Raw genomic sequence first — 20,278 nt, 5'->3', positions numbered from 1 at the left:
TTTAAATGAAAATGATTATCATTATCATATGAAGTATTCCTTGACTACAATACAGTGTAGAGAGGATGAACTTTAGCTACTTTTCTCCAGAAGTTTGCTAGTTCATGATTACGAAACCTGAAACCCCCCTCATATTTCGGGAACGTGAAAATATCAGACGACTCACCTATGATAGGTAAGTCGTTTTTTAATGTCTTTGGGGCGGCTTTCTTGGTGAGTTGAATTTAATTTAATTCGTAAATTTAAAAAGGTATTACCAAATGATAAGAAGGGGTGTTTGCGACATGAAGATTGCTTGGCGTATTTTGTATAGTGCTAAACGATACTGGTTACAGCTAAGTTTGGGGCTTCTGGGTGTGGTCGTAGCTACAATATCCGGATTTTACTTGCCATGGGCGTTAAGGGAACTGACCAGTCTTGCGACGGAGGGAAGCGAGAATTTCGCTACTGAGGCACTATATGTCGGTCTTGCCTTGCTTGGAGCAACCGCCTTACAAGCGATCGGCACTTCAGCGGCTGGCTATTTGAATCATTATGCGGGTATGCACTATGTATCAGATTTGAGGACCAAACTTTACGGAAAGCTTCAGCGAATGAGTTTACGTTATTTCAATAAAAGCCGAACTGGTGATTTGACTGGTCGAGTAGTGAATGACGCGATGGAGGCGGAGATCTTTTTGGCGTATGTCATTCCCGAGTTTGTGATTAACGTATTGACCTTTATCGGCGTGGGGATTTTGCTACTAACCATCAATGTCAAGTTGGCTTTACTGAGCCTGATCACCATTCCTCTTCTTATGGCAATTACGATTTGGCAAAGTAAACGCCTATCGCCGATGTGGAGCGAGAATGCCAAGGCACGTGGAGAAATATCGAGCAAAGTGCAGGAAAACTTGTCTGGGATTAAAGAAATCCAGATTTTCAATCGGCAACATTTAGAACAGCGTAGGATATCACAGTTATCATTAAAACAAGCGAAAACGTATTTAAAAGCACGGTTTCTCTATGAGACTTCGTATCCTTTGCTTGCCTTTGTAACAGCACTTGGGACCGTCCTAGTCATTATTGTAGGCGGTAGATTGGTAGAAACTGGGGAAATCAGCATTGCAGATATCATCGGTTTTATAGCTTACTTAGGGCTGTTTTATACCCCTGTCAAAACGTTTTCAGCATTGGTAGAAAAAGCGGGTCAAGCAAGCGCAGGGTGCAAACGGGTATTTGAGATTTTGGATCAACAATCGGATATTCAAGAAAAGAAAGATGCTATTGTTCTACCTCGTGTAACAGGGAAAATTGAATTTCAGAATATATCTTTTGCTTATAAGGATGAGATACCTATTATAGAAAACGTTAATTTAACGATTGCTCCTGGGCAGACCATTGCTTTAGTTGGTACAACGGGTGTGGGTAAATCGACGCTGGCTAGCTTAATCAACCGATTTTATGATCCACAAGAAGGTTCGATTGAAATTGATGGCATTGCTCTTCGTGATGTAACGTTGGAAAGCCTGCGAAGCAATATCTCGATGGTACTGCAGGATACTTTTTTGTTTGATGGTACGGTATATGACAATATTGCATATGGTTGGAAAGATGCGACGACTGAACAAGTGTTGGAGGCAGCGAAAGCAGCGAATGCCCATAGTTTTATTGAACAGATGGACGATGGGTATGACACAATTATCGGTGAGCGTGGCGTCCGTCTGTCGGGAGGACAAAAACAACGTCTATCGATTGCCAGAGCGATACTGCGCAATGCCCCCATTTTGATTTTGGATGAAGCGACCTCCTCTCTGGATACGAAGACGGAGCAAGAGATTCAGGAAGCGCTAGATGAGATCGCAAAGGAGAGGACGACATTGGTGATTGCCCACCGTTTGTCCACAATTCGCTCTGCCGATAAGATTGTGGTACTTGATGGAACCGGGATTGCCGAAATCGGTACTCATGATGAATTAGTCAGCCTCGGTGGAATTTATGCACACTTGCATGCCACGGGAAAAGACGAACATCATGCAGTTAAAATGGGAGAAAGAAGGGACTGAGCCCCAAATTATTTGGAGTAGTTAAAGGTTCAAACGTTTGGTAGTGTAATTTTTACAGCACCTTAACCAATTTGTAATAAATTTTGAAACAAATAAACATTGAGCTTTTTGCTGTCTAGTTGTCAAAGAGCAGCTAAAAAAGCCCTATAAACGGTAAAATGTACCTTATCTCTTTAGTATCCATTGTAAAAGAAAAACAATTGAATCATTCAATTGCATAGTGTTGAAAAACTAAATGGTCAAGGGACTCTTTGTGAACACTACTAAGTCAAATGAAGGTAATTTCCGTTCCAGGCTACTCGCTTTGCCGCTGACGCTTCGCTTTCGCGCAGAGCAAGGCTTCCTGTGGGCGAGCGACGAGCCGCTTCCTGCGTTGAGGAACGAAGACTAAATGCGTCACGTCCTGTGACAACGCCTTCGTGACCAACATCGTGTTGGCCTCAGTTTCTCGTCTGTCTCGCTATCCCACGGGAGTCGAGTGGCCTTGCTCTCCAATCAGCAATAGTGTAGAACTTTAAATATATTCTTCCCTCAAAAGTAAAGTAAAAGCATGTTACTCACCAACATTAAATGGATAGAATATTGGTACAAATCCTATAGCTGTTAACCTACATTTTATGCGTAAAACTACTTTGTAACTTTACATAAAGTACTGCTCTGTTTTCGCATAGAAAAATGTTATCAAAGCTCCATTTTTGCACAATATAGTGATGGCTAAGACTTCAAATTTATCACTATAAATTTGTGTGAAATGCCAAAAGAAAATACTATGAGCAATGGTTGATTGGAGTGTAGACTGAGTGACTCCTCGGGGATTCAGCGTCACAGATGAGACCCTGGAGCGAGCAAAGCGAGTGAAGCGGCTCATCGGACGCCCCCAGGAAAGCGCTCAGTCGGAACGGAGATCAACCTCTCGTTTTGAAAAAGGGCTATACTTTTTTATTTATCACCTTGATTTCATTGACATAATAGTATTTCAACAACATGCAATTGAATCATTCAATTGGAATAGAAGAGTTATCTCTCAAATGGAGACTATAGACGGTACAACAAGTGCGAAGAAACTTATATTAAGGAAATGAAAGCAGACGTAGTAACAGATACTTTATCAACTGTATGCAAAAAGTCGTACCGTTCATTACATTTACGATACTGCTTATACATTCTCCAGGATTCGAAGTACTGCTAGCCAATGTTTATGCTCAAACAGCAAATAAGCATTTAATTTTGTTAAGCGATGCTGAAATATATGGTATACAGTGGGAAATGACACAACAAGAGATTAATTCTGTTTTATAGAGAACAGGAATCTATAAAGGAATATTTCGGTTATTATGTGAAGTGGTATCAAAATGGTTTAGATCAATTAAAAATAAAGTGCAAAAGATTACATTAGATATAATTACTTTAGAAGAGAAATGACAATAAATGCTATCGAGCCCTATCCATATCGGCTAAATCATCATACAGCAAACCTAGATTAGATAATAATGCATATAGTATTTGTGATTTGTGTATTTGCATTGGTTGCAGATCTTGCTACACTATATTTCGATAATGAGAATTATTATTAATTAATAATCTGTTTGTGGCAACATCAGATCATATTTTTTATTGGCGCAAGCTATTTGTTTGACATTAATGAAAGTAGCCCAAAAATGTGCAATGTTTGTATAGAGAGAAGGTGCATTAATCATAATAGATTTGGATAAATTAGCCGAGATATTTGCTAGAGGTTTCTATGATATAGAAGGTGTCCACCGTTTGGTCATCCAGCCAAAAAGTATTTTAAGTGAATTTAGGACCGTCCGGCATGGATTTCTTTTTGTAATTCGTGGAGAGGCTAGAATGCGTGTGAACGGAACTCTCTATGAATCATATCCAGGATCAGTATTTCATGTGGCTCCAGGTATGCAACTGGAAGCACAAGTTAGAGGTCAATCAGAGTACGAGTACTATTTACTGTTTTATAGATTTGACAAGTTTGACGAAGTAAGCGGTCATGAATGCAACTTGCATTTCAAACTGGAAGTGGGAACAAATCCGAGAGTTCTAGAATTACTTATCTTACTTCATCAGAATACCAATACACTGAGAGGTATTGAGAGGCTTCGTGTCAAGGAATTATTTTTAAGTGTCATGCATCAAGTTTTAGTGGGGTGCAAGCATCGAGAAAGTGGAAGTTCCCCAAGCGAAAGGGTAATAGAGGAGGCTATTGCTTACATACATAGACACTACATGAATCCGTTGACACTTGACGAATTGGCGGAACTGCATGCAATGAGTACAAAGCGCTTCTCATATTACTTTCACAAATATACTGGGCTTCGTCCAATCAACTATCTTATCAATTATCGTATGGAAAGAGCAATTGATTTACTTAAAGTAAGTAATTTTCCCATCCACGATATTGCTACCAGTGTCGGTTATACCAATCCGCTATATTTCAGTAGAGTTTTTAAAAAAAAATTTGGTGTTTCTCCCTCCACATATACACATAAATTAGATAATCGTATAAATTGAGTTACTGATTTATGTATTGCGCCTGCAACTGGTGATAACCGAGAATGCAGGCTTTTTCCCTTTTGCCTCGTTCTTTCCCTTCTAGCCCTACCATTCGTTTAAATCATCATTCAGCAAACCTGAATTAGATAATAATGCATATAGTATTTGTGATTTGTGTATTTGCATCTGTTGCAGACCTTGCTACACTATAGATGATAATGAGAATCATTATTAACTAATGCCTTCTAAAGACAACATCTGATCAGAGTATTTCGTGGGCGAAAACTATTTTTACTATTTAGGAAGGATTGATAATTTTGACTATAAATAGACAATTGTGTATTGGGTTAGTCTTATCTACTTGGCTTAAAGGAGACGACTGGCGGCGCCTAGATAGCGATGTGGAAAAAATGGGTTCAATTGACCCTTACATTGATTTGGCAAAAATGGCAGAGAAGTCAAAGCTCGACTTTCTGTTCAGAGCCGATTATCTTTTTGTTAGTCCACAGATGCTTGGTGATTCCGCTAATTTTGGTAGCCCCGACCCTACTATTATATTTGCAGCGATTGCTCGTGAAACCGAGCGGATCGGGCTAGTAACGACTATTTCTACGACTTTTAATCCACCGTATGTTGTTGCTAGACAGCTTCAGTCTTTGCATTGGCTGAGTAATGGACGGGCTGGTTGGAATATTGTCACTTCTATTGAAGGTGCCGAAAATTTCGGTGAGTCACCTATGCCTTCTTCCCAAGAGAGATATGCGAAAGCAATTGAATTTACTGAGGTTGTAGGAAAACTTTGGGAAAGTTTCCCGGATGAAGCCATTATTATTGATCGTGAGACAGGTATGTTTTCTGATAAGGATAAGGTTTCCCCAATTAATCATTCGGGTGAGTTTTTTAGTGTTAAGGGGCCTCTTACTTTGCCTGCCCATAAATCAGGACCAATTCCTTTATTTCAAGCAGGTGCGTCGAGTACAGGACGAAATTTTGCCTCTTCAATAGCAGATGCTATTTTTGCAGCGATGCCAGACCTTGAATCAGGGGTGGAATTGCGAAATGATCTGAGACGAAGAACTACGGAGTTTGGGCGCGATCCAGACAACATAAGAGTTTTGCCAGGCTTATATTTTTTCTTGGCCGAAACCCGCGAGGAAGCCTATGAATTACATAAGGCTGCACATGCACATTTGACTATAGAGCGCAGACATGCATCGCTTAAATCAGTACTGGGTCTTGATCTGAGTAGCTTAGCCTTGGATAGTCACGTAACTTCCGATATGCTTCCCGATCCGAATCAGCCAGTCCGTAGCCGAACACACGCTGAGCTGTTGCGGCGATATATTACAAATCATCAGCCTACAGTGGAAGAGATATTGGCAAGACCAGAGGTTGTCGGATCTGCTCATTGGGTTTCAGTTGGAACGATTGAGGACGTATTAAACGATATAATTGAGAGATTTGAGGCTGGAGCCATTGACGGATTTATAGCTATTCCGGGTGGTTCAGAAAAATCTTTGGAAATATTTTTTGAAAAGTTGATGCCGCAGTTAGTTGCAAGAGGTTTGTTCAGAAGTGAATATACGGGTGTCACTTTGCGCGATCATTTAGGAATTAATACTACTGATCATTAATTTAGGAATACTTTTTTGAGAGGGGTTTAGAAAAAAGATGAATAAAAAGTTTATACTAGTTGGTTTGATAGCATCATGCATGATTATTTTGGCTGCATGTGGAGGAGTAGACAAACAGAGCAAATTAAATTCAACCTCCGACAGTAACGGAGAATCAGCGCAATATCAAGTGAACAATACAGGAACAAACGAAACAAGAACGATCGAGTATCTCGGCGAAAAGTATTCCATCCCACAAAACACAGAAAAAATTGTGATTGGGGCTATGGAAGCGATGGAAGATGCGGTAATGCTTGACGTTCATCCAATAGGGGCAATATCGGTAGGCGGAAAGTTTCCAGAAATGTTTGCTTCAGTAACAGACAAGGCGGAACCAATTGGTGAAAAAAGACAACCTAACTTGGAGAAGATATTGCAATTGAAGCCAGACGTTATTTTGGGTTCAGCTAAGTTTCCAAAAGAGGTTGAGGAGAAATTGCAAAAAATCGCTCCCACTATTTTGGTGTCGCACGTTTCTACAAACTGGGAAGACAACTTGAAGTTAATGGCTGAATTAACTGGAAAACAAGCAGAGGCAGAAAAAATTCTATCCCAATATAAAACAGATACACAAGCAGTAAAAGCATCGTTAAAAGAAAAGCTTCAAGGTAAAAAAGTAGCCGCTGTTCGTATTCGGGGAGGGCAAGCTTACATTTTTGCGAAAAATGTAGACTTTAACCCATTTTTGTACGATGACATTGGTTTAGAAATGCCAGAACAGATAGGCATGGCGAAATTGCAAGATGCAATCTCTGTCGAGCAACTGGCAGAAATGAACCCAGACTATTTGTTTGTGCAATTCTCTACGAGTGATAACAAAGATGCAGAAAATGCATTCGAAGACTTGAAGAAGAATCCAATTATCCAAAATATTAATGCCTTTAAACACGATCACGTATATGTCAACGTGGTTGATCCGCTTATGGAAGGAGGCCCTGTTTATAGTCGAATCATGTTTTTAGAAAGTGTGCAAAAACATCTGAACAAGTAATGGAATGGAGCAGGGAGGAATGAAATCGTTATTAAGCCATAAGTTTGTTCAAATTGTCGTGTTATGCATTCTTTTCAGTATGACAATAGTTGTATCTCTTTTCTATGGTTCGAAATCAATGAGTTATGAAATGATGTGGCAGGCGCTTTTTCATTTTGATTCAGAGAATATGGATCATTTAATCATTCAAACATCGCGCCTTCCGCGTGTGATAGGGGCGCTATTGGTTGGTGCCTTCATGGCGGTTTCAGGAGCTTTAATGCAAGGGATGACAAGAAATTATCTTGCCTCCCCTTCGATTATGGGCGTGGCCGATGGCTCGGTGTTTGTCATTACAATATGTATGATTTTCTTGCCAGGTGCATCTTCTATGACCCTTATTATATACTCGTTAATCGGTTCAGCACTAGGCGCCTCCCTAGTTTTTTCAATAGCTAGAATGTTACCTAACGGAATGACACCGCTAACTTTGGCTATATTAGGGACGATTCTTGGGACGTTTCTCAATGGGATCTCTCAAGCGTTAGCTACGTATTTTCAAGTTTCGCAAAATATTAGCTTTTGGTATAACGCAAGGTTGCATCAAATGGATCCGACGCTCATCAAATGGACGATTCCATTTGCGATTGTTGGATTACTGCTTGCTTTTGCTGTAGCTCGTTCCATTACTGCTATTTCACTTGGGGAAGAACTCGCTCAAGGATTGGGTATCAATCTTTTTGTTGTTAAAGCTTTGACTATGTTGAGCGTGGTAATCTTAACAGGAGTATCGGTCGCAATAGCTGGGAATATACCTTTTATCGGTTTAATCATCCCTCATATTACGAGAATTCTGATTGGGCAAGACTACAGGAAAATTATTCCTTGCGCAGTGGTGTTTGGAGCTTTGTTTTTAGCATGGTCTGATATCATCAGCCGCTTTTTGAATTATCCATTCGAGACGCCGATTGGTGTAGTAACCGCGTTATTTGGTGTCCCTTTCTTCCTTTATTTAATTAAGAAGAAAGGGGGAGGAAACATTTGAATAAGCTTAGTCAGCGCGATCGATTTTTGTTTGTTTTCTTATTGACTTTAGCACTTTCCATTGTTGTGATGTATGTTGCTGTAACGAATGGAACGTTTGATATGTCGGTGATAGATGTTCTTAGAACGTTATTTCGTGTTCAATCCGTCAGCGAGTATGACATAGTGATTTTCGAATTTAGGTTACCACGAATTGTGATTGGAGCATTAGTAGGACTTGCGTTAGGGATTGCTGGTGCTGTCCTTCAAGGAGTTACAAGAAACCAACTAGCAGACCCAGGCATTCTTGGGATTCATGCAGCTGCTGGAATGGCGATTATTTTGTACATGTTTTTCATTCAAGGAACGGTGAAAGGCGCTAACTGGTTATCAATTATGACGATGCCGCTTTTTGGTTGGCTTGGTGGCATGACGGCGGCATTATTATTGATGCTTTTCGCTCGGTACAAAGGTTCGCTTGATCCACAGAGATTAATTTTAGTAGGGATTGCCTTTAGTTCAGGTTTTGGGGCCATTACTCTTTATATTTCATTAAAGATGGACCCCCAAGATTTTGAAATGGCGACAGTGTGGTTATCAGGCAGCCTTTATAGTACGGCTTGGATTCATATATTAGCGATACTGCCATGGATAATAATTTTAACTCCAATCATTTGGTGGAAATCGCACAGACTTAACCTATTAAATTTGGATGAGTCATCAGCAATAGGAATAGGTTTAAATAAAGACCGGGAAAGAATGATTTTTCTTTTATGTTGCGTCGGGTTAGTTAGCGCATGTGTATCAGTAGCAGGAAGCGTTGGATTTATTGGCTTAATTGCCCCTCATATAGCAAGAAGGCTAGTCGGCATTCATTATAAATATGTAATACCTGTCTGTGGAGCAATCGGCATGCTTATGGTATTAGTTGGAGATTTTATCGGAAAGACGATCTTTGCTCCAGCTGAACTGCCTGTAGGCATTGTGATCTCCATTATCGGTGTTCCTTATTTCGTATATCTTCTGTTTAAAAAAAGAAAGTAGAGTAAAGAGAAAAGGAAGCCACTCAGAAGAAATTGGAATTAAAATTAATCTGCTCAGACTAACGACAAGCTTATAACAAAATAAAAATTTAGGTGGATTATTCATGTCATTAACAGTAGAAACACAACAAACAAAAGTGATTAAAACTACTCCAATTTTAATTTCTTTCTTAATTGCTGGCTTCATTGGATTGTTCGGTGAAACGGCATTAAACATGGCTCTTGGGGATTTAATACAGGTATTTTCTATTAGTTCTTCCACAGTTCAATGGTTGACAACAGGTTATTTATTGACCTTGGGGATATTAGTTCCTGTCTCGGGTCTCTTACTTCAATGGTTTAGTACACGTCAATTATTTATTGTGTCATTGATTTTTTCAATTATTGGGACACTAGTCGCAGCTCTTGCACCAAGCTTCGGAGTATTAATGTTTTCACGTGTAATTCAGGCTATAGGCACTGGATTATTGCTGCCTCTGATGTTTAATTCGATCTTATTGATTTTTCCCATCAATAAACGAGGGGCAACAATGGGACTAATAGGGTTAGTCATTATGTTTGCACCCGCAGTTGGGCCCTCAATCTCAGGATTAATTCTTGAAAAACTGACTTGGCATTGGATTTTCTGGGTTTGTTTACCGTTTTTAATTCTTGCATTAGTATCGGGTATAGTGTATATGCAGAATGTATCAACCATAACTAAACCCAAAATTGATATATTATCTATTATTCTATCTTCGATTGGTTTTGGCGGGATTGTCTATGGCTTTAGCAGTGCGGGTGAGAATGGCTGGGGAAGCACGATTGTGATCACGATGATTATAATTGGTCTTGCTGCACTTACCTTGTTTTCTTTGCGACAATTAAAAATGGATAAACCGATGCTTGATTTACGTGTATTAAAATATCCAATGTTTACTCTAGGTTTATTGTCCGTATTTATTTGCTTTATGGTAATAATGTCCACAATGATTTTGTTGCCATTATATTTGCAAACGGGACTAGCATTGACTGCATTCACCGCAGGGCTTGTATTGTTGCCAGGTGGTGTGCTGAATGGATTAATGTCCCCAATTACAGGTCGTATCTTTGACAAATTCGGACCAAGAAGACTTGTTATACCTGGATTTGCAATCATGCTTATCATGTTATATATCATGTCAAACGTAACCATTGAAACACCGGTTAGTATGGTAATTGTGATGCACTCCATTCTATTTATAGGTGTATCGATGGTTTTGATGCCTGCTCAGACAAATGGACTAAATCAATTACCCAAAAATCTTTACCCAGATGGGACTGCTTTAATGAATACATTACAGCAAATGTCTGGAGCAATTGGCACTGCAGTTGCGATTACGATTATGTCTGCATCTCAGAACAGATATATGAACAATATGACTGATCTATCAGACCTTTCTTCAATTGGAGCTTCATTAACAGTGGGAGTACAGGACTCCTTTAAATTCACTCTAATTATAGCTATGGTTGGTTTAATTATTTCCTTTTTCATCAAATCTTCTCGCGTTGAATAGGGTTTACTAATTAATTAAGAGTGATATAAGAACCTCTTTGGAAAAACCTTACGTCTCTCCAAGAAGGCAATAACATAAAGCTGATGATGTAATCTCTGGAATACTGCTGAAGCATTCTAGTTACCAATATTATGTTAGATCAAGCTGAAGACTTTTTTGTTAAATAAGTATTGAATCAATTGTGTAATAAGAAAAAAGCTAAGAATTTAAACGCTATACTTTTACCTCGATAGGTAATTGTATAGCGTTTTTTCATCCATGATTTTATTTGTAAAAAAATATAACATTGTATTTTATTATCATTTTAGCATATTTTCTTCACTGACTAATAAACCTAAACATTTTGTAATTTACATCCACCCGAATATTACGGTTTTTCTTGACCCCTTTTAAAATACTACAGTTCTTTTCATTGTCGACAGGGAATAAAGTAAGAAAAAAATATGTAAAGGAATTTTTATATTTGCTGCATCATTTTTATAATATCGGTATAGGTGATAGATTCAAGGACATATTCCTCAGCAATTTGACCCTCATGTAAGCGAACAATTCGATGACAGCAACTTGCAACAAGCTCTGGATCGTGCGTAATAACAAGTACATGACAGTCATTTTTAGCTAAAGTTGTAATTAAATTGGCCACACGTGTTAAATTAAAACCATCAAGTCCAGACGTTGGTTCGTCTAATATAAAAAGAGTTGCATTTTGCATAAGACCTACTGCAAGTACAAGCCGCTGTTTCTCGCCACCAGATAAAGTAGCAGGATGACGATCTTTTAAATGCCAAAGTTGTAATTGCTGTAGGATTCTCCCTGCTTTTTCTGTTTCTTCAGGATGCGTCAATAAAATTTCATGCCATACGCTATCTGTAAATAGTTGATACACGGTATCTTGCATAACAAACCATACTTTTGTCATTCGTTTATTTGGAGGTAAGGTTTCAGCATTTAATTTGATTGTACCACTACGTTCTTTGATTAAGCCTGTTAAGTTTCTGGCTAAAGTTGTTTTACCAGCACCATTATGACCAATTAGAGCTGTTACTTGTCCTCGTGGTAAAGCTAAAGTAAAGTGATTTAAGATTGGCTTAGCATGTTTCTTATATTGAATTGTTATCTTATCAATTGTGAATAAGGGCTTGTTATCATACTTTGTTAAGTGCAAATGTCCATGTTCTAAAATAGGTGAACGTAAACCTAAAGATATCAAGACTTCATTTGAAAGCATTTTAAGCTCTTCAGGCGTGAAACTCTGTTCGATGCGACCATTTTTCATGTATAGGATTCGATCTGCAATGTTCATTAAATAATGGAGGCGATGTTCAATGATAACCATCGTCTTATATTGTGCCTTTAATTGTAGCAAAGTTTTTTCAAGCTCAGCTGTGGCGTGTAAATCAAGATTTGCTGAAGGCTCATCCATAATAAATAATTCAGGTTCAATTAATTGAGTAGCAGCAATGGCAACTTGCTGTTTTTGTCCACTTGATAGGTAATCCAAAGGTTGGTGGCGTAACAATTGCAAGCCAGTAGTATTTAATATATGTTCAAGTCTTGAGTTAATTTGTTTAGATTCTACCCCATAATTCTCCATTTCAAAAACAAGTTCATCTTCTGTTATAGAAGTGAAAAATTGTGATTTTGGGTCTTGGAAGACACTTGCAATATTTTGACTTAGTTGCCATAGAGGTGTTGTTTTAGTATCATGTCCTGCAATATTAATCTTGCCAACAAGTTTGCCTTCATAAAAATGTGGTATTAGTCCATTTAATATACGCCCAAGTGTCGTCTTTCCAGAGCCTGAAGGACCAGTAATTACAACGCATTCACCTGTTGCAACTTGCAATGACAAGTCTTTCAGAAGCTGTTCACCTTGTGGTGTTATAAAAGATATGTCTTGTAACGAAATCATAATCTTCTCTCCTTATATCCATAATGTCCCAATTAATAAAAGGAAAAATAAACAAGCTACACTATCGTATGTTTGAAAAGCTATATGATGATGGCTTGTTTTTTTATAGGGAGCGTCTATACCACGTGTCGAGGCAGCTGCGCTTAAGTCGTCTGCTAATCGAATCGTGCGCATTAATAATGGAACGATAGCGTACTCAAAAAGCAAGAGTGGCTTCCACCAATTTTTTAATTGCCTTAATGAAATACCGCGAATGTATGCATTCTCTTGAATTAACTTTGATTCACTTCTCAGAATAGGGAAGAATCGAAGTGTTACAGCTAATGTAAGTAAAATGCTTTTTGGTACATGTATTTTTTGTAAACTTGAGAGCAGACGTCCTGTTGGCACTTTTGCTAAGCTGGAAGCAAAAATTAAAGTAGGCAACATTTTGCTAGTGATTGCTAGCATGAGTAAGGCTGCATTCAAAATGCCATTGCCATTGACTGTATGTAACAGTAATAGTAATGCTGAGAAAATAAAATAAAAAATAAACCACTGTGCTGTAAGTCGAAAATAACCTTGTAAAAGCACAAAGGCAATAGCTAGAATCGCTAATGTCATTGCTCCTGTAGTTGTAACAAATACAGCTAAACTTCCGCACAGTAGCAATAACATAAATTGAATACGTGCGTCGAACAATTCGCCAACTCCTTTCTTATTGATATTGAATGTAGCCTGCCTTTACAAAGTGCTTTTGTAAAATCTTTTTTGCAATATAACTCCCAAGCAATGTCATCACAACAGAAAAACAAATACTGATTGTTAACCATAGTGGTGAATAAGCATACGTTAACATACGTTCAATGGTATCTTGAGAAAATTGCATTTTTTCTAAGCTTTCTTTACCGAATACATAAATATTAATAACCCCACCAAAACCATAAATTGCACCAAAAACACTATAAGCAATAGCCTGTCGAGTTACATTACGATATTGTGTACCGTCGCCAATGATTAATGTCAGTTCAGCGAGCAATCCAGCTAAAGTAAACAGTGGCAACATTAATGGTGCACCCATAATTGTATAAATTAAACCTAAAATAATTCCCATAAAAAGTAATGGACCTTGCTTGCCAACACGAATGACCATTAATAAATACACTAAACTGCTAAAAAACATTCCAACACCAGTGATATATGGCATAGCGACAATTGATAGTGGAGCCATAGCTGCATTAACTATTGATTTAATAATAAAAATAATAATGCTGTACAACCCAATCGTAATAAAATCTTTTGCCTGTAAATGTTGTTTCATTGTAGACACTCCTTCTTCATATTGATAAAGTAAATGATAACGATTATCATTATTGATAACCACTCCATTAATTTTAAAAAACTCCATTAAGATTGAGAGGAAGTCATTACATGTCAACAGACATACTAACACGCAGTTATGAAACATTAATTGGTCGCTATATTCAGAAAAAAAAAGATACTTGGCTTGGGGAACAGTACGAGTATTGTTCAGAGAGTGGTGAGGGAAACATCACTCGCTATTTTTTAGAATCAGGTATTGAGCTAGTTTTATTAAAGAATTGTACACATCATCGCTTGCGGGAATCTCTGCCGTTTGCTCGCTCCAATTTGATTGAAATAACGTCTCTTATAAAAGGACATATTAAGGTTCGATATCATCCTAATGATGAATGGACGCAATGTGACGATTCACATCTTATTTATTTCGATTGGTCAAAGCCGTTACCCTATTATGATTTTGTGTGTGAACATGCAGATGGTATTGTGTTGTACGTTGATTTAAATGCTATTACAAAAGGTGCTACAGCCAACAATACTTTGCAACAAATGATGACACGCTTTTTTCGCCATCAAAAGCGTATTTTTACAAGAGAAAGTTTACCGATACATCGTGCGATTACATCACAATTAATGGTGCAATATAGCGAAAGCCTAATGAATCAATGTATATTGAAGGCGCGGGCATTAGATTTTTTATCACACGCTATTACGATAAACATGGAGCAAGAGGCAGCTTTTTGTCCTGACCAACGCATTCATGAGATAAAGTATTATATTGATGAAAATTACGATGAAGTTTTACAAGTTAATTTACTTGCTCAGCAATTTAATATTCCCAAGTTGGTGTTGCAACAACAGTTTAAACAAACTTATGGCTGTACGGTATATCGTTATATTCAACGTAAGCGCATGGAGCAGGCTGCTCAAGAGCTAATTGTAACAAACAAAAGTGTGACTGATATCGCTTATGATGTTGGTTATAATAACCCTAGCAAGTTCTCAACAGTATTTAAGAAACATTACGGAGAAACGCCATTGCATTACCGTCGAAAAAACTGTCCGAGATATATCGCTCGATGATTTGTAATATAGTGAAACGTACAGAGATTTCATCGTTTTAGATAGTGTCAAAGGTTTTCTTGTTGTACTGGTCAAATTATCGACATTAATAGAATTTGTCTGGTTACGTAATAAAAAGCGATATGATTCTTCAGAAGAATCATATCGTCATAGTGTTGAAAAATTAAATAGTCAAGGGACTCTTTGTGAATATTTAGTCAAAATGAAGGTGATTTCCGTTCCAGGCTACTCGCTTTGCCGCTGACGCTTCGCTTTCGCGCAGAGCAAGGCTTCCAGTGGGCGAGCGACGAGCCGCTTCCTGCGCTGAGGAACGAAGGCTAAGTGCGTCACGTTCTGTGACAACGCCTTCGTGACCAACATCGTGTTGGCCTCAGTTTCTCGTCTGTCTCGCTATCCCACGGGAGTCGAGTAGCCTTGCACTCCAATCAGCAATAGTGTAAAATTTTAAATATTTTCTTCCCTCAAAAGAAAAGTAAAGTAAAGTAAAAGCATGTTACTCACCATCATTAAATGGATAGAATATTGGTACAAATTCTACAGCTATTAACCTATATTTTATGCATAAAACTACTTTGTAACTTTACATAAAGTACTGCTCTGCTTTCGCAAAAAAAATGTTATCAAAGCTCCATTTTTGCATAATAAAGTGATGGCTAAGACTTCAATTTATTACTTTAAATTTGTTTGGAATACCAGAGAAAATATACTATGAGCAGTGGTTGATTGGAGTGTAGACTGAGTGACTCCTCGGGGATTCAGCGTCACAGATGAGACTCTGTAGCGAGCAAATTAGGGGAACAAAGGCTAAAACCGTCACGTCCTGTGACAACGCCTTCGTAACCAACCTCCTGTTGCCCCAAGCGGCTCATCGGACGCCCCCAGGAAGCTCTTTGCTCTGTGCGAAAGCGAAGCGACAGCAACAAAGCACTCAGTCGGAACGGAGATCAACCCCTCGTTTTGAAAAAGGGCTATACTTTTTGATTTGTCACCTTGATGTCATTGACATAATAGTATTTCAACAACATGGCGATATGATTCTTCAGAAGAATCATATCGTTCTTTTTTTTGGATTGATTTCATGCCTTTTAGAGTAGTGACATTGACGTTTATTCGTTATAAAGGAGAAAAGTGTAAAGGAGAGGACAGTATTGAAAGAACAGAGAAATAGTCAATTTCTATGGCAGCAAACTAAGGGAGAGCGAGGCAAACTATTTATCGCCTCACTATTTAGTGCTTTAAGTACGGTGTTGATGTACGCACCATACTTAATTGCCTACTTTATAATAGAAGAATTATTAAAAATAGTACCGGATCAACAATTAATCATTTTTCTCGCCTTTTTAACGGCAGGTTTAATTTTACTACGATTTTTATTCTTAGGTTTATCTGGTGTCTACTCTCATATTGCAGCATACAATATTTTGTATAATCTCCGAGCCAAAACAACCTCCCATATAGGAAGGCTTCCACTAGGCTATTTCTCTAAAAAAACATCGGGTGATTTAAAAAAAAGTATTAATGAAGATATTGAGAAAGTGGAAAATACGTTAGCACATCAGTTACCTGGCATTGCAGCAAGTTTTATCGCACCTATCGTAATTTTTGTTTATTTGTTGACTGTAAATATAAAACTAGCTTTATTTTTATTAATTCCTTTAGTGTTAAGCTATGCTACTCAAATGTACATGTTTCGTAACGCCCATCAGAATATGAAAAATTACCACAACAGCTTGACCGAAATGAATAGCGCTTTTGTCGAATATGTTAGAGGGATGGCTGTATTTAAGGCATTTAATATGACAGGTGCGTCATTCAGCAAGCTTCGTAATGCAATTTTTGACTATGAAAAAACATGGGTGAAAATGACACGTGATCAATCCGTTTCTTATTCAATTTTCGTTATTCTAACTGACTCAGCTCCACTATTTATCATTCCAATAGGTGGCATTATGATGCTACAAGGAAATATTCCCCCAAGTGCTTATTTGTTATTTTTAGTTTTAAGCATCCCATTTTTAGTCTCATTAAAACAGTTAATTGAGCTATCTCGTGGGTTAACCATGATGTTTGAAGGGCTGGGTCGTCTAAAAGAGGTGTGGCAAGAGCCCGCGCAAATTAGTGGTGGACAATCGTTAATGCGGGACGAAGTACAGAAATTGACATTTGACAGTGTATCATTCAAATATGATCAACAATATGTCTTAAATAATATTTCATTTGAGATCCAACGTGGTGAGATGATTGCCTTTGTCGGACCATCGGGTGCAGGGAAGACCACTGCCGCAGAGTTAGCAGCACATTTCTATAATGTAGATGAAGGTGTAGTTACTTTAAATGATATTCCGTTGCAAGAAATGAATACTCAAAATTTAATGGAGCATATTGCATTCGTTTTCCAAGATACGTTTTTAATAGACGATACGATGTATCACAATGTTACGATGGGTGGCAAATATACGATGGAGGAAGTAAGGAAAGCATGTCGAGCTGCGGAGATTCATGACTTTATTCTAAGCTTACCCCATGGTTACAACACAAAATTAGGAGAAGCTGGTGTCAAGGTGAGCGGCGGGCAGAAACAACGCTTTGCAATTGCACGCGCTTTACTGAAAGATGCTCCTATTGTTATTTTAGATGAAGCAACATCACATGCAGACGCCGAAAATGAACGAAAAATTCAGCGCGCTCTCAGTCATCTATTGAAAAATAAAATGGTCATTACCATTGCACATCGCCTTCATACGATTGAGGGTGCTACACGTATTTATGTATTTGAAGAGGGGCGTATTGTAGAACAAGGTACGCACCAACAATTACAGGCACAACAAGGGTTATACGCTCGACTTTGCGACGCTTATAACAGAGTACAGGAGGGATGATAGATGTATCAAAAATTACAACGTTTATTTAATGGACAATTATCACACTTATACTTACCACTGGTACTAAGCTTTATTGATACGATTGGTACGGCTAGTGTATATGGTACAGTTTACTATGTTGTATTAAATATTGTGAACAAAAGCCTTACGACCAAGTCACTGTCAGTTGCAATAGTTATTTTACTGAGCGGCTATATTTTACGCTTTATAATGGTTGGTTTTTCACAATATTTGTTCCAAATAAGAGGAGCTCAACTTATTAGAGAAGCGCGCCTTCAACTATCAAGACATCTACAAACATTGCCTTTAGGATTCTTTTCAAAGGAAAGCATAGGGACATTAATTAATACTTGTACAGTCAGTATGACGCAAGTAGAGCGGGTAATTACTCATCTGTTAGGTGACCTAATGAAGGTGATGGTCGTTACAGCCTATATTATTATCGCTTCATTTCTTATTAATTTAAAGCTCGCTTTTATCCAACTTATCATCGTGTTACTGACTCTCCCGTTGCTGCTATTATTAGGAAGGTTAGGCAAAGATGGTGGTGAACGTAAAAAGAAAGCAGTAAGTGAGGTGCTGTCTCGTGTGATGGAATATATCGATGGCATACGTGTATTTCGTGCCTATAATCAGACGGGCACAGCTTTTCGAAGACTAAATAATGCCTTTAAACATTATCGAGATGAAAGTGTAAATTTAGAAGTAAAATTAGTTCCTTTTAATTTTCTGTTTTTTATAATGATTGATTTTATAGCACCAGCAATTTTTATTGTGGGCTCCTATTTATTATTAAGTGGGGAGATTGAGCCAGCTACTTTAATTGTGTTTTGTTTAATTTCTCTTAGTGTTTCAGCAATGTATCGCCCATTTAGTATTCTTTATACGGAATATAGCGTACTTATGGTAACAATAAATCATATTGACTCATTGTATACGATGCAGACACAAAGTTATCATAAAACGCAAACAGATTTTGAAAAACCTTTAATCGAATTTAAAAATGTGTCGTTTGAATATGAAGCGAAGCAACCAGTCTTACAAAATGTATCGTTTACGTTACAGCCTAATACATTAACAGCTCTAATTGGCCCCTCAGGCTCTGGTAAAAGTACGGTACTTCATATACTTGCTCGTTTTTTTGATAACCAGCAGGGGGAAGTTCTAATTGATGGAAAGGCTATTAAAGATTACAAGCCTGATGCTTTATTACAGCAAATGAGCATTATGTTTCAAAGACCTTTTATTTTAAATGCAACTATTTATGAAAATATCACTATGGCAAAGCCAGATGCAACGATGAAAGAAGTAGAAAAAGCTTGTCGCTTAGCAAATTGTTATACTTTTATTGAGAAATTAGAAGAGGGATTCAACACGATGGTAGGAGAAGGTGGTTCGACTTTATCTGGTGGAGAAAAACAACGTATATCATTAGCGCGAGCATTTTTAAAAGATGCTCCAATTATTCTATTGGATGAAGCTACAGCATCTCTGGACCCGGATAATGAACTTGCTATTAAGCAGTCTGTGAATGAACTTATAAAAGGGAAAACAGTGATTGTAATTGCACACAAGTTAGATACAATCCAGCATGCTGACCAAATTTTATTTATGCAGGATGGCAAAATTATCGAACAGGGTACACACGAAACATTACTTCAGAAAAATGATCGCTATGCGGAAATGTACTACGTGCAACAACAAGCGAAAGAATGGACTATTTATACAGCACAATAAATTTAAAAGAAGATCAAAACCTCTGCAATATTCAATATTTGTTCTGCAACAAACGTGGACGATTCCGAAAGATTGAAGATAGAATATAACTAAAACATAACTTAAATCAGCTAGAGAAGAATATAGTTTTTTTAATTAATCATATTCTTTTACAAATTCTTGGGTTGGCATTATTTAATCGCATTCAACTACGAGTATAAGTTTATTGTGCTATTAAAGATGGACAAATTGCAGATTTTGAAACAGTTGAAGAGGTTATGGACTCGAAAATTTTGACAGATATTTTTAAAACAAAAATAGAAATTATTGAAGGTCCTTATGGTCCAATAGTTGTTTATTAGTTACAAAATTTTTTAAAAAAAGAATCTAAAAAAAATGACTATGACATAAAAACTAATAGAAATTAAATTATTTACTGTTGCTTGCACAGATTATAACAGCTACCCTAGTTGAAGTTGCCGCCTGTATTTTACAGGACATGTTGTTGAAATACTATTATGTCAATGACATCAAGGTGACAAATTAAATAGTATAGCCCTTTTTCAAAACGAGGGGTTGATCTCCGTTCCGA

15 protein-coding genes and 1 pseudogene are annotated in these 20,278 nt (G+C 37.7%); 12 read left to right on the top strand and 4 right to left on the bottom strand.

Annotated elements, in window-relative coordinates; all coding sequences use genetic code 11:
* Positions 1 to 284: 284 nt before the first annotated feature.
* Positions 285 to 2,045, top strand: coding sequence for an ABC transporter ATP-binding protein (locus ACQKIM_RS23565; RefSeq protein WP_427548643.1), 1,761 nt, complete (start codon positions 285 to 287; stop codon positions 2,043 to 2,045).
* A gap of 640 nt (positions 2,046 to 2,685) precedes the next feature.
* Here the strand turns inward: ACQKIM_RS23565 and ACQKIM_RS23560 are convergent.
* Positions 2,686 to 2,913, bottom strand: coding sequence for a hypothetical protein (locus tag ACQKIM_RS23560; protein WP_427548642.1), 228 nt, complete (start codon positions 2,911 to 2,913; stop codon positions 2,686 to 2,688).
* Between the two features lie 248 nt (positions 2,914 to 3,161).
* Here ACQKIM_RS23560 and ACQKIM_RS23555 point away from each other — a divergent pair, with 248 nt between their 5' ends.
* The 7 genes from ACQKIM_RS23555 to ACQKIM_RS23525 all read left to right on the top strand — a co-directional run bounded on the left by ACQKIM_RS23555 (position 3,162) and on the right by ACQKIM_RS23525 (position 10,794).
* On the top strand, positions 3,162 to 3,344 hold the full coding sequence (locus ACQKIM_RS23555) for an insecticidal delta-endotoxin Cry8Ea1 family protein (RefSeq protein ID WP_427548640.1): 183 nt from the start codon (positions 3,162 to 3,164) through the stop codon (positions 3,342 to 3,344).
* 396 nt (positions 3,345 to 3,740) lie between these two features.
* Positions 3,741 to 4,568 (top strand): helix-turn-helix domain-containing protein, encoded by an 828-nt coding sequence (locus tag ACQKIM_RS23550; RefSeq protein WP_427548660.1) that lies wholly within the window; start codon positions 3,741 to 3,743, stop codon positions 4,566 to 4,568.
* 299 nt (positions 4,569 to 4,867) lie between these two features.
* Positions 4,868 to 6,184, top strand: a complete 1,317-nt coding sequence (locus ACQKIM_RS23545) for an NtaA/DmoA family FMN-dependent monooxygenase (protein WP_427548638.1) — start codon at positions 4,868 to 4,870, stop codon at positions 6,182 to 6,184.
* 37 nt (positions 6,185 to 6,221) lie between these two features.
* Complete coding sequence (locus ACQKIM_RS23540; RefSeq protein ID WP_427548636.1) at positions 6,222 to 7,214, top strand: ABC transporter substrate-binding protein; 993 nt, start codon at positions 6,222 to 6,224, stop codon at positions 7,212 to 7,214.
* A 19-nt stretch (positions 7,215 to 7,233) separates the two neighbouring features.
* The gene (locus ACQKIM_RS23535; protein ID WP_427548635.1) at positions 7,234 to 8,238 is read left to right on the top strand and encodes a FecCD family ABC transporter permease; all 1,005 of its coding nucleotides are present in this window, start codon (positions 7,234 to 7,236) and stop codon (positions 8,236 to 8,238) included.
* A gap of 68 nt (positions 8,239 to 8,306) precedes the next feature.
* On the top strand, positions 8,307 to 9,260 hold the full coding sequence (locus ACQKIM_RS23530; protein ID WP_427548658.1) for a FecCD family ABC transporter permease: 954 nt from the start codon (positions 8,307 to 8,309) through the stop codon (positions 9,258 to 9,260).
* A gap of 103 nt (positions 9,261 to 9,363) precedes the next feature.
* Complete coding sequence (locus tag ACQKIM_RS23525) at positions 9,364 to 10,794, top strand: DHA2 family efflux MFS transporter permease subunit (RefSeq protein WP_427548633.1); 1,431 nt, start codon at positions 9,364 to 9,366, stop codon at positions 10,792 to 10,794.
* Positions 10,795 to 11,251: 457 nt separating this feature from the next.
* Here the strand turns inward: ACQKIM_RS23525 and ACQKIM_RS23520 are convergent, their stop codons facing one another.
* From ACQKIM_RS23520 to ACQKIM_RS23510, 3 genes are read right to left on the bottom strand one after another with little or no spacing between them, the layout of a single operon-like run.
* Positions 11,252 to 12,706, bottom strand: coding sequence for an ABC transporter ATP-binding protein (locus ACQKIM_RS23520; RefSeq protein WP_427548631.1), 1,455 nt, complete (start codon positions 12,704 to 12,706; stop codon positions 11,252 to 11,254).
* 12 nt (positions 12,707 to 12,718) lie between these two features.
* Positions 12,719 to 13,387, bottom strand: a complete 669-nt coding sequence (locus ACQKIM_RS23515; RefSeq protein WP_427548628.1) for an energy-coupling factor transporter transmembrane component T — start codon at positions 13,385 to 13,387, stop codon at positions 12,719 to 12,721.
* Positions 13,388 to 13,403: 16 nt separating this feature from the next.
* Positions 13,404 to 14,006, bottom strand: a complete 603-nt coding sequence (locus ACQKIM_RS23510) for an MptD family putative ECF transporter S component (protein WP_427548626.1) — start codon at positions 14,004 to 14,006, stop codon at positions 13,404 to 13,406.
* Between the two features lie 110 nt (positions 14,007 to 14,116).
* On the opposite strand from ACQKIM_RS23510, the gene ACQKIM_RS23505 reads away from it, so the two are divergent.
* From ACQKIM_RS23505 to ACQKIM_RS23490, 4 genes and pseudogenes are all read left to right on the top strand, one after another.
* A complete protein-coding gene (locus ACQKIM_RS23505) occupies positions 14,117 to 15,088 on the top strand; it encodes a helix-turn-helix transcriptional regulator (protein WP_427548624.1) in 972 nt (323 codons plus the stop codon).
* A gap of 1,148 nt (positions 15,089 to 16,236) precedes the next feature.
* A complete protein-coding gene (locus ACQKIM_RS23500; protein WP_427548622.1) occupies positions 16,237 to 17,967 on the top strand; it encodes an ABC transporter ATP-binding protein in 1,731 nt (576 codons plus the stop codon).
* Positions 17,968 to 17,970: 3 nt separating this feature from the next.
* Positions 17,971 to 19,707 (top strand): ABC transporter ATP-binding protein, encoded by a 1,737-nt coding sequence (locus tag ACQKIM_RS23495; RefSeq protein WP_427548619.1) that lies wholly within the window; start codon positions 17,971 to 17,973, stop codon positions 19,705 to 19,707.
* A gap of 206 nt (positions 19,708 to 19,913) precedes the next feature.
* Positions 19,914 to 20,048: pseudogene (locus ACQKIM_RS23490) on the top strand (siderophore ABC transporter ATP-binding protein); the annotation flags it as partial.
* Positions 20,049 to 20,278: the final 230 nt, after the last annotated feature.

The sequence above is a fragment of the Lysinibacillus sp. NPDC047702 genome (assembly GCF_050272555.1).
Taxonomy (GTDB): Bacteria; Bacillota; Bacilli; order Bacillales_A; family Planococcaceae; genus Lysinibacillus.
The sequence above is the reverse complement of the archived record's forward strand: the minus strand, read 5'-3'. Positions and strand labels throughout refer to the sequence as shown.

Coding starts and splice junctions, on each gene's coding strand:
- ACQKIM_RS23565 (WP_427548643.1), top strand. CDS start 285: ATGAAGATTGCTTGGCGTATTTTGTATAGTGCTAAACGATACTGGTTA.
- ACQKIM_RS23520 (WP_427548631.1), bottom strand. CDS start 12,706: ATGATTTCGTTACAAGACATATCTTTTATAACACCACAAGGTGAACAG.
- ACQKIM_RS23510 (WP_427548626.1), bottom strand. CDS start 14,006: ATGAAACAACATTTACAGGCAAAAGATTTTATTACGATTGGGTTGTAC.
- ACQKIM_RS23525 (WP_427548633.1), top strand. CDS start 9,364: ATGTCATTAACAGTAGAAACACAACAAACAAAAGTGATTAAAACTACT.
- ACQKIM_RS23560 (WP_427548642.1), bottom strand. CDS start 2,913: ATGAGCCGCTTCACTCGCTTTGCTCGCTCCAGGGTCTCATCTGTGACG.
- ACQKIM_RS23495 (WP_427548619.1), top strand. CDS start 17,971: ATGTATCAAAAATTACAACGTTTATTTAATGGACAATTATCACACTTA.
- ACQKIM_RS23505 (WP_427548624.1), top strand. CDS start 14,117: ATGTCAACAGACATACTAACACGCAGTTATGAAACATTAATTGGTCGC.
- ACQKIM_RS23535 (WP_427548635.1), top strand. CDS start 7,234: ATGAAATCGTTATTAAGCCATAAGTTTGTTCAAATTGTCGTGTTATGC.
- ACQKIM_RS23540 (WP_427548636.1), top strand. CDS start 6,222: ATGAATAAAAAGTTTATACTAGTTGGTTTGATAGCATCATGCATGATT.
- ACQKIM_RS23555 (WP_427548640.1), top strand. CDS start 3,162: ATGCAAAAAGTCGTACCGTTCATTACATTTACGATACTGCTTATACAT.
- ACQKIM_RS23530 (WP_427548658.1), top strand. CDS start 8,307: ATGTATGTTGCTGTAACGAATGGAACGTTTGATATGTCGGTGATAGAT.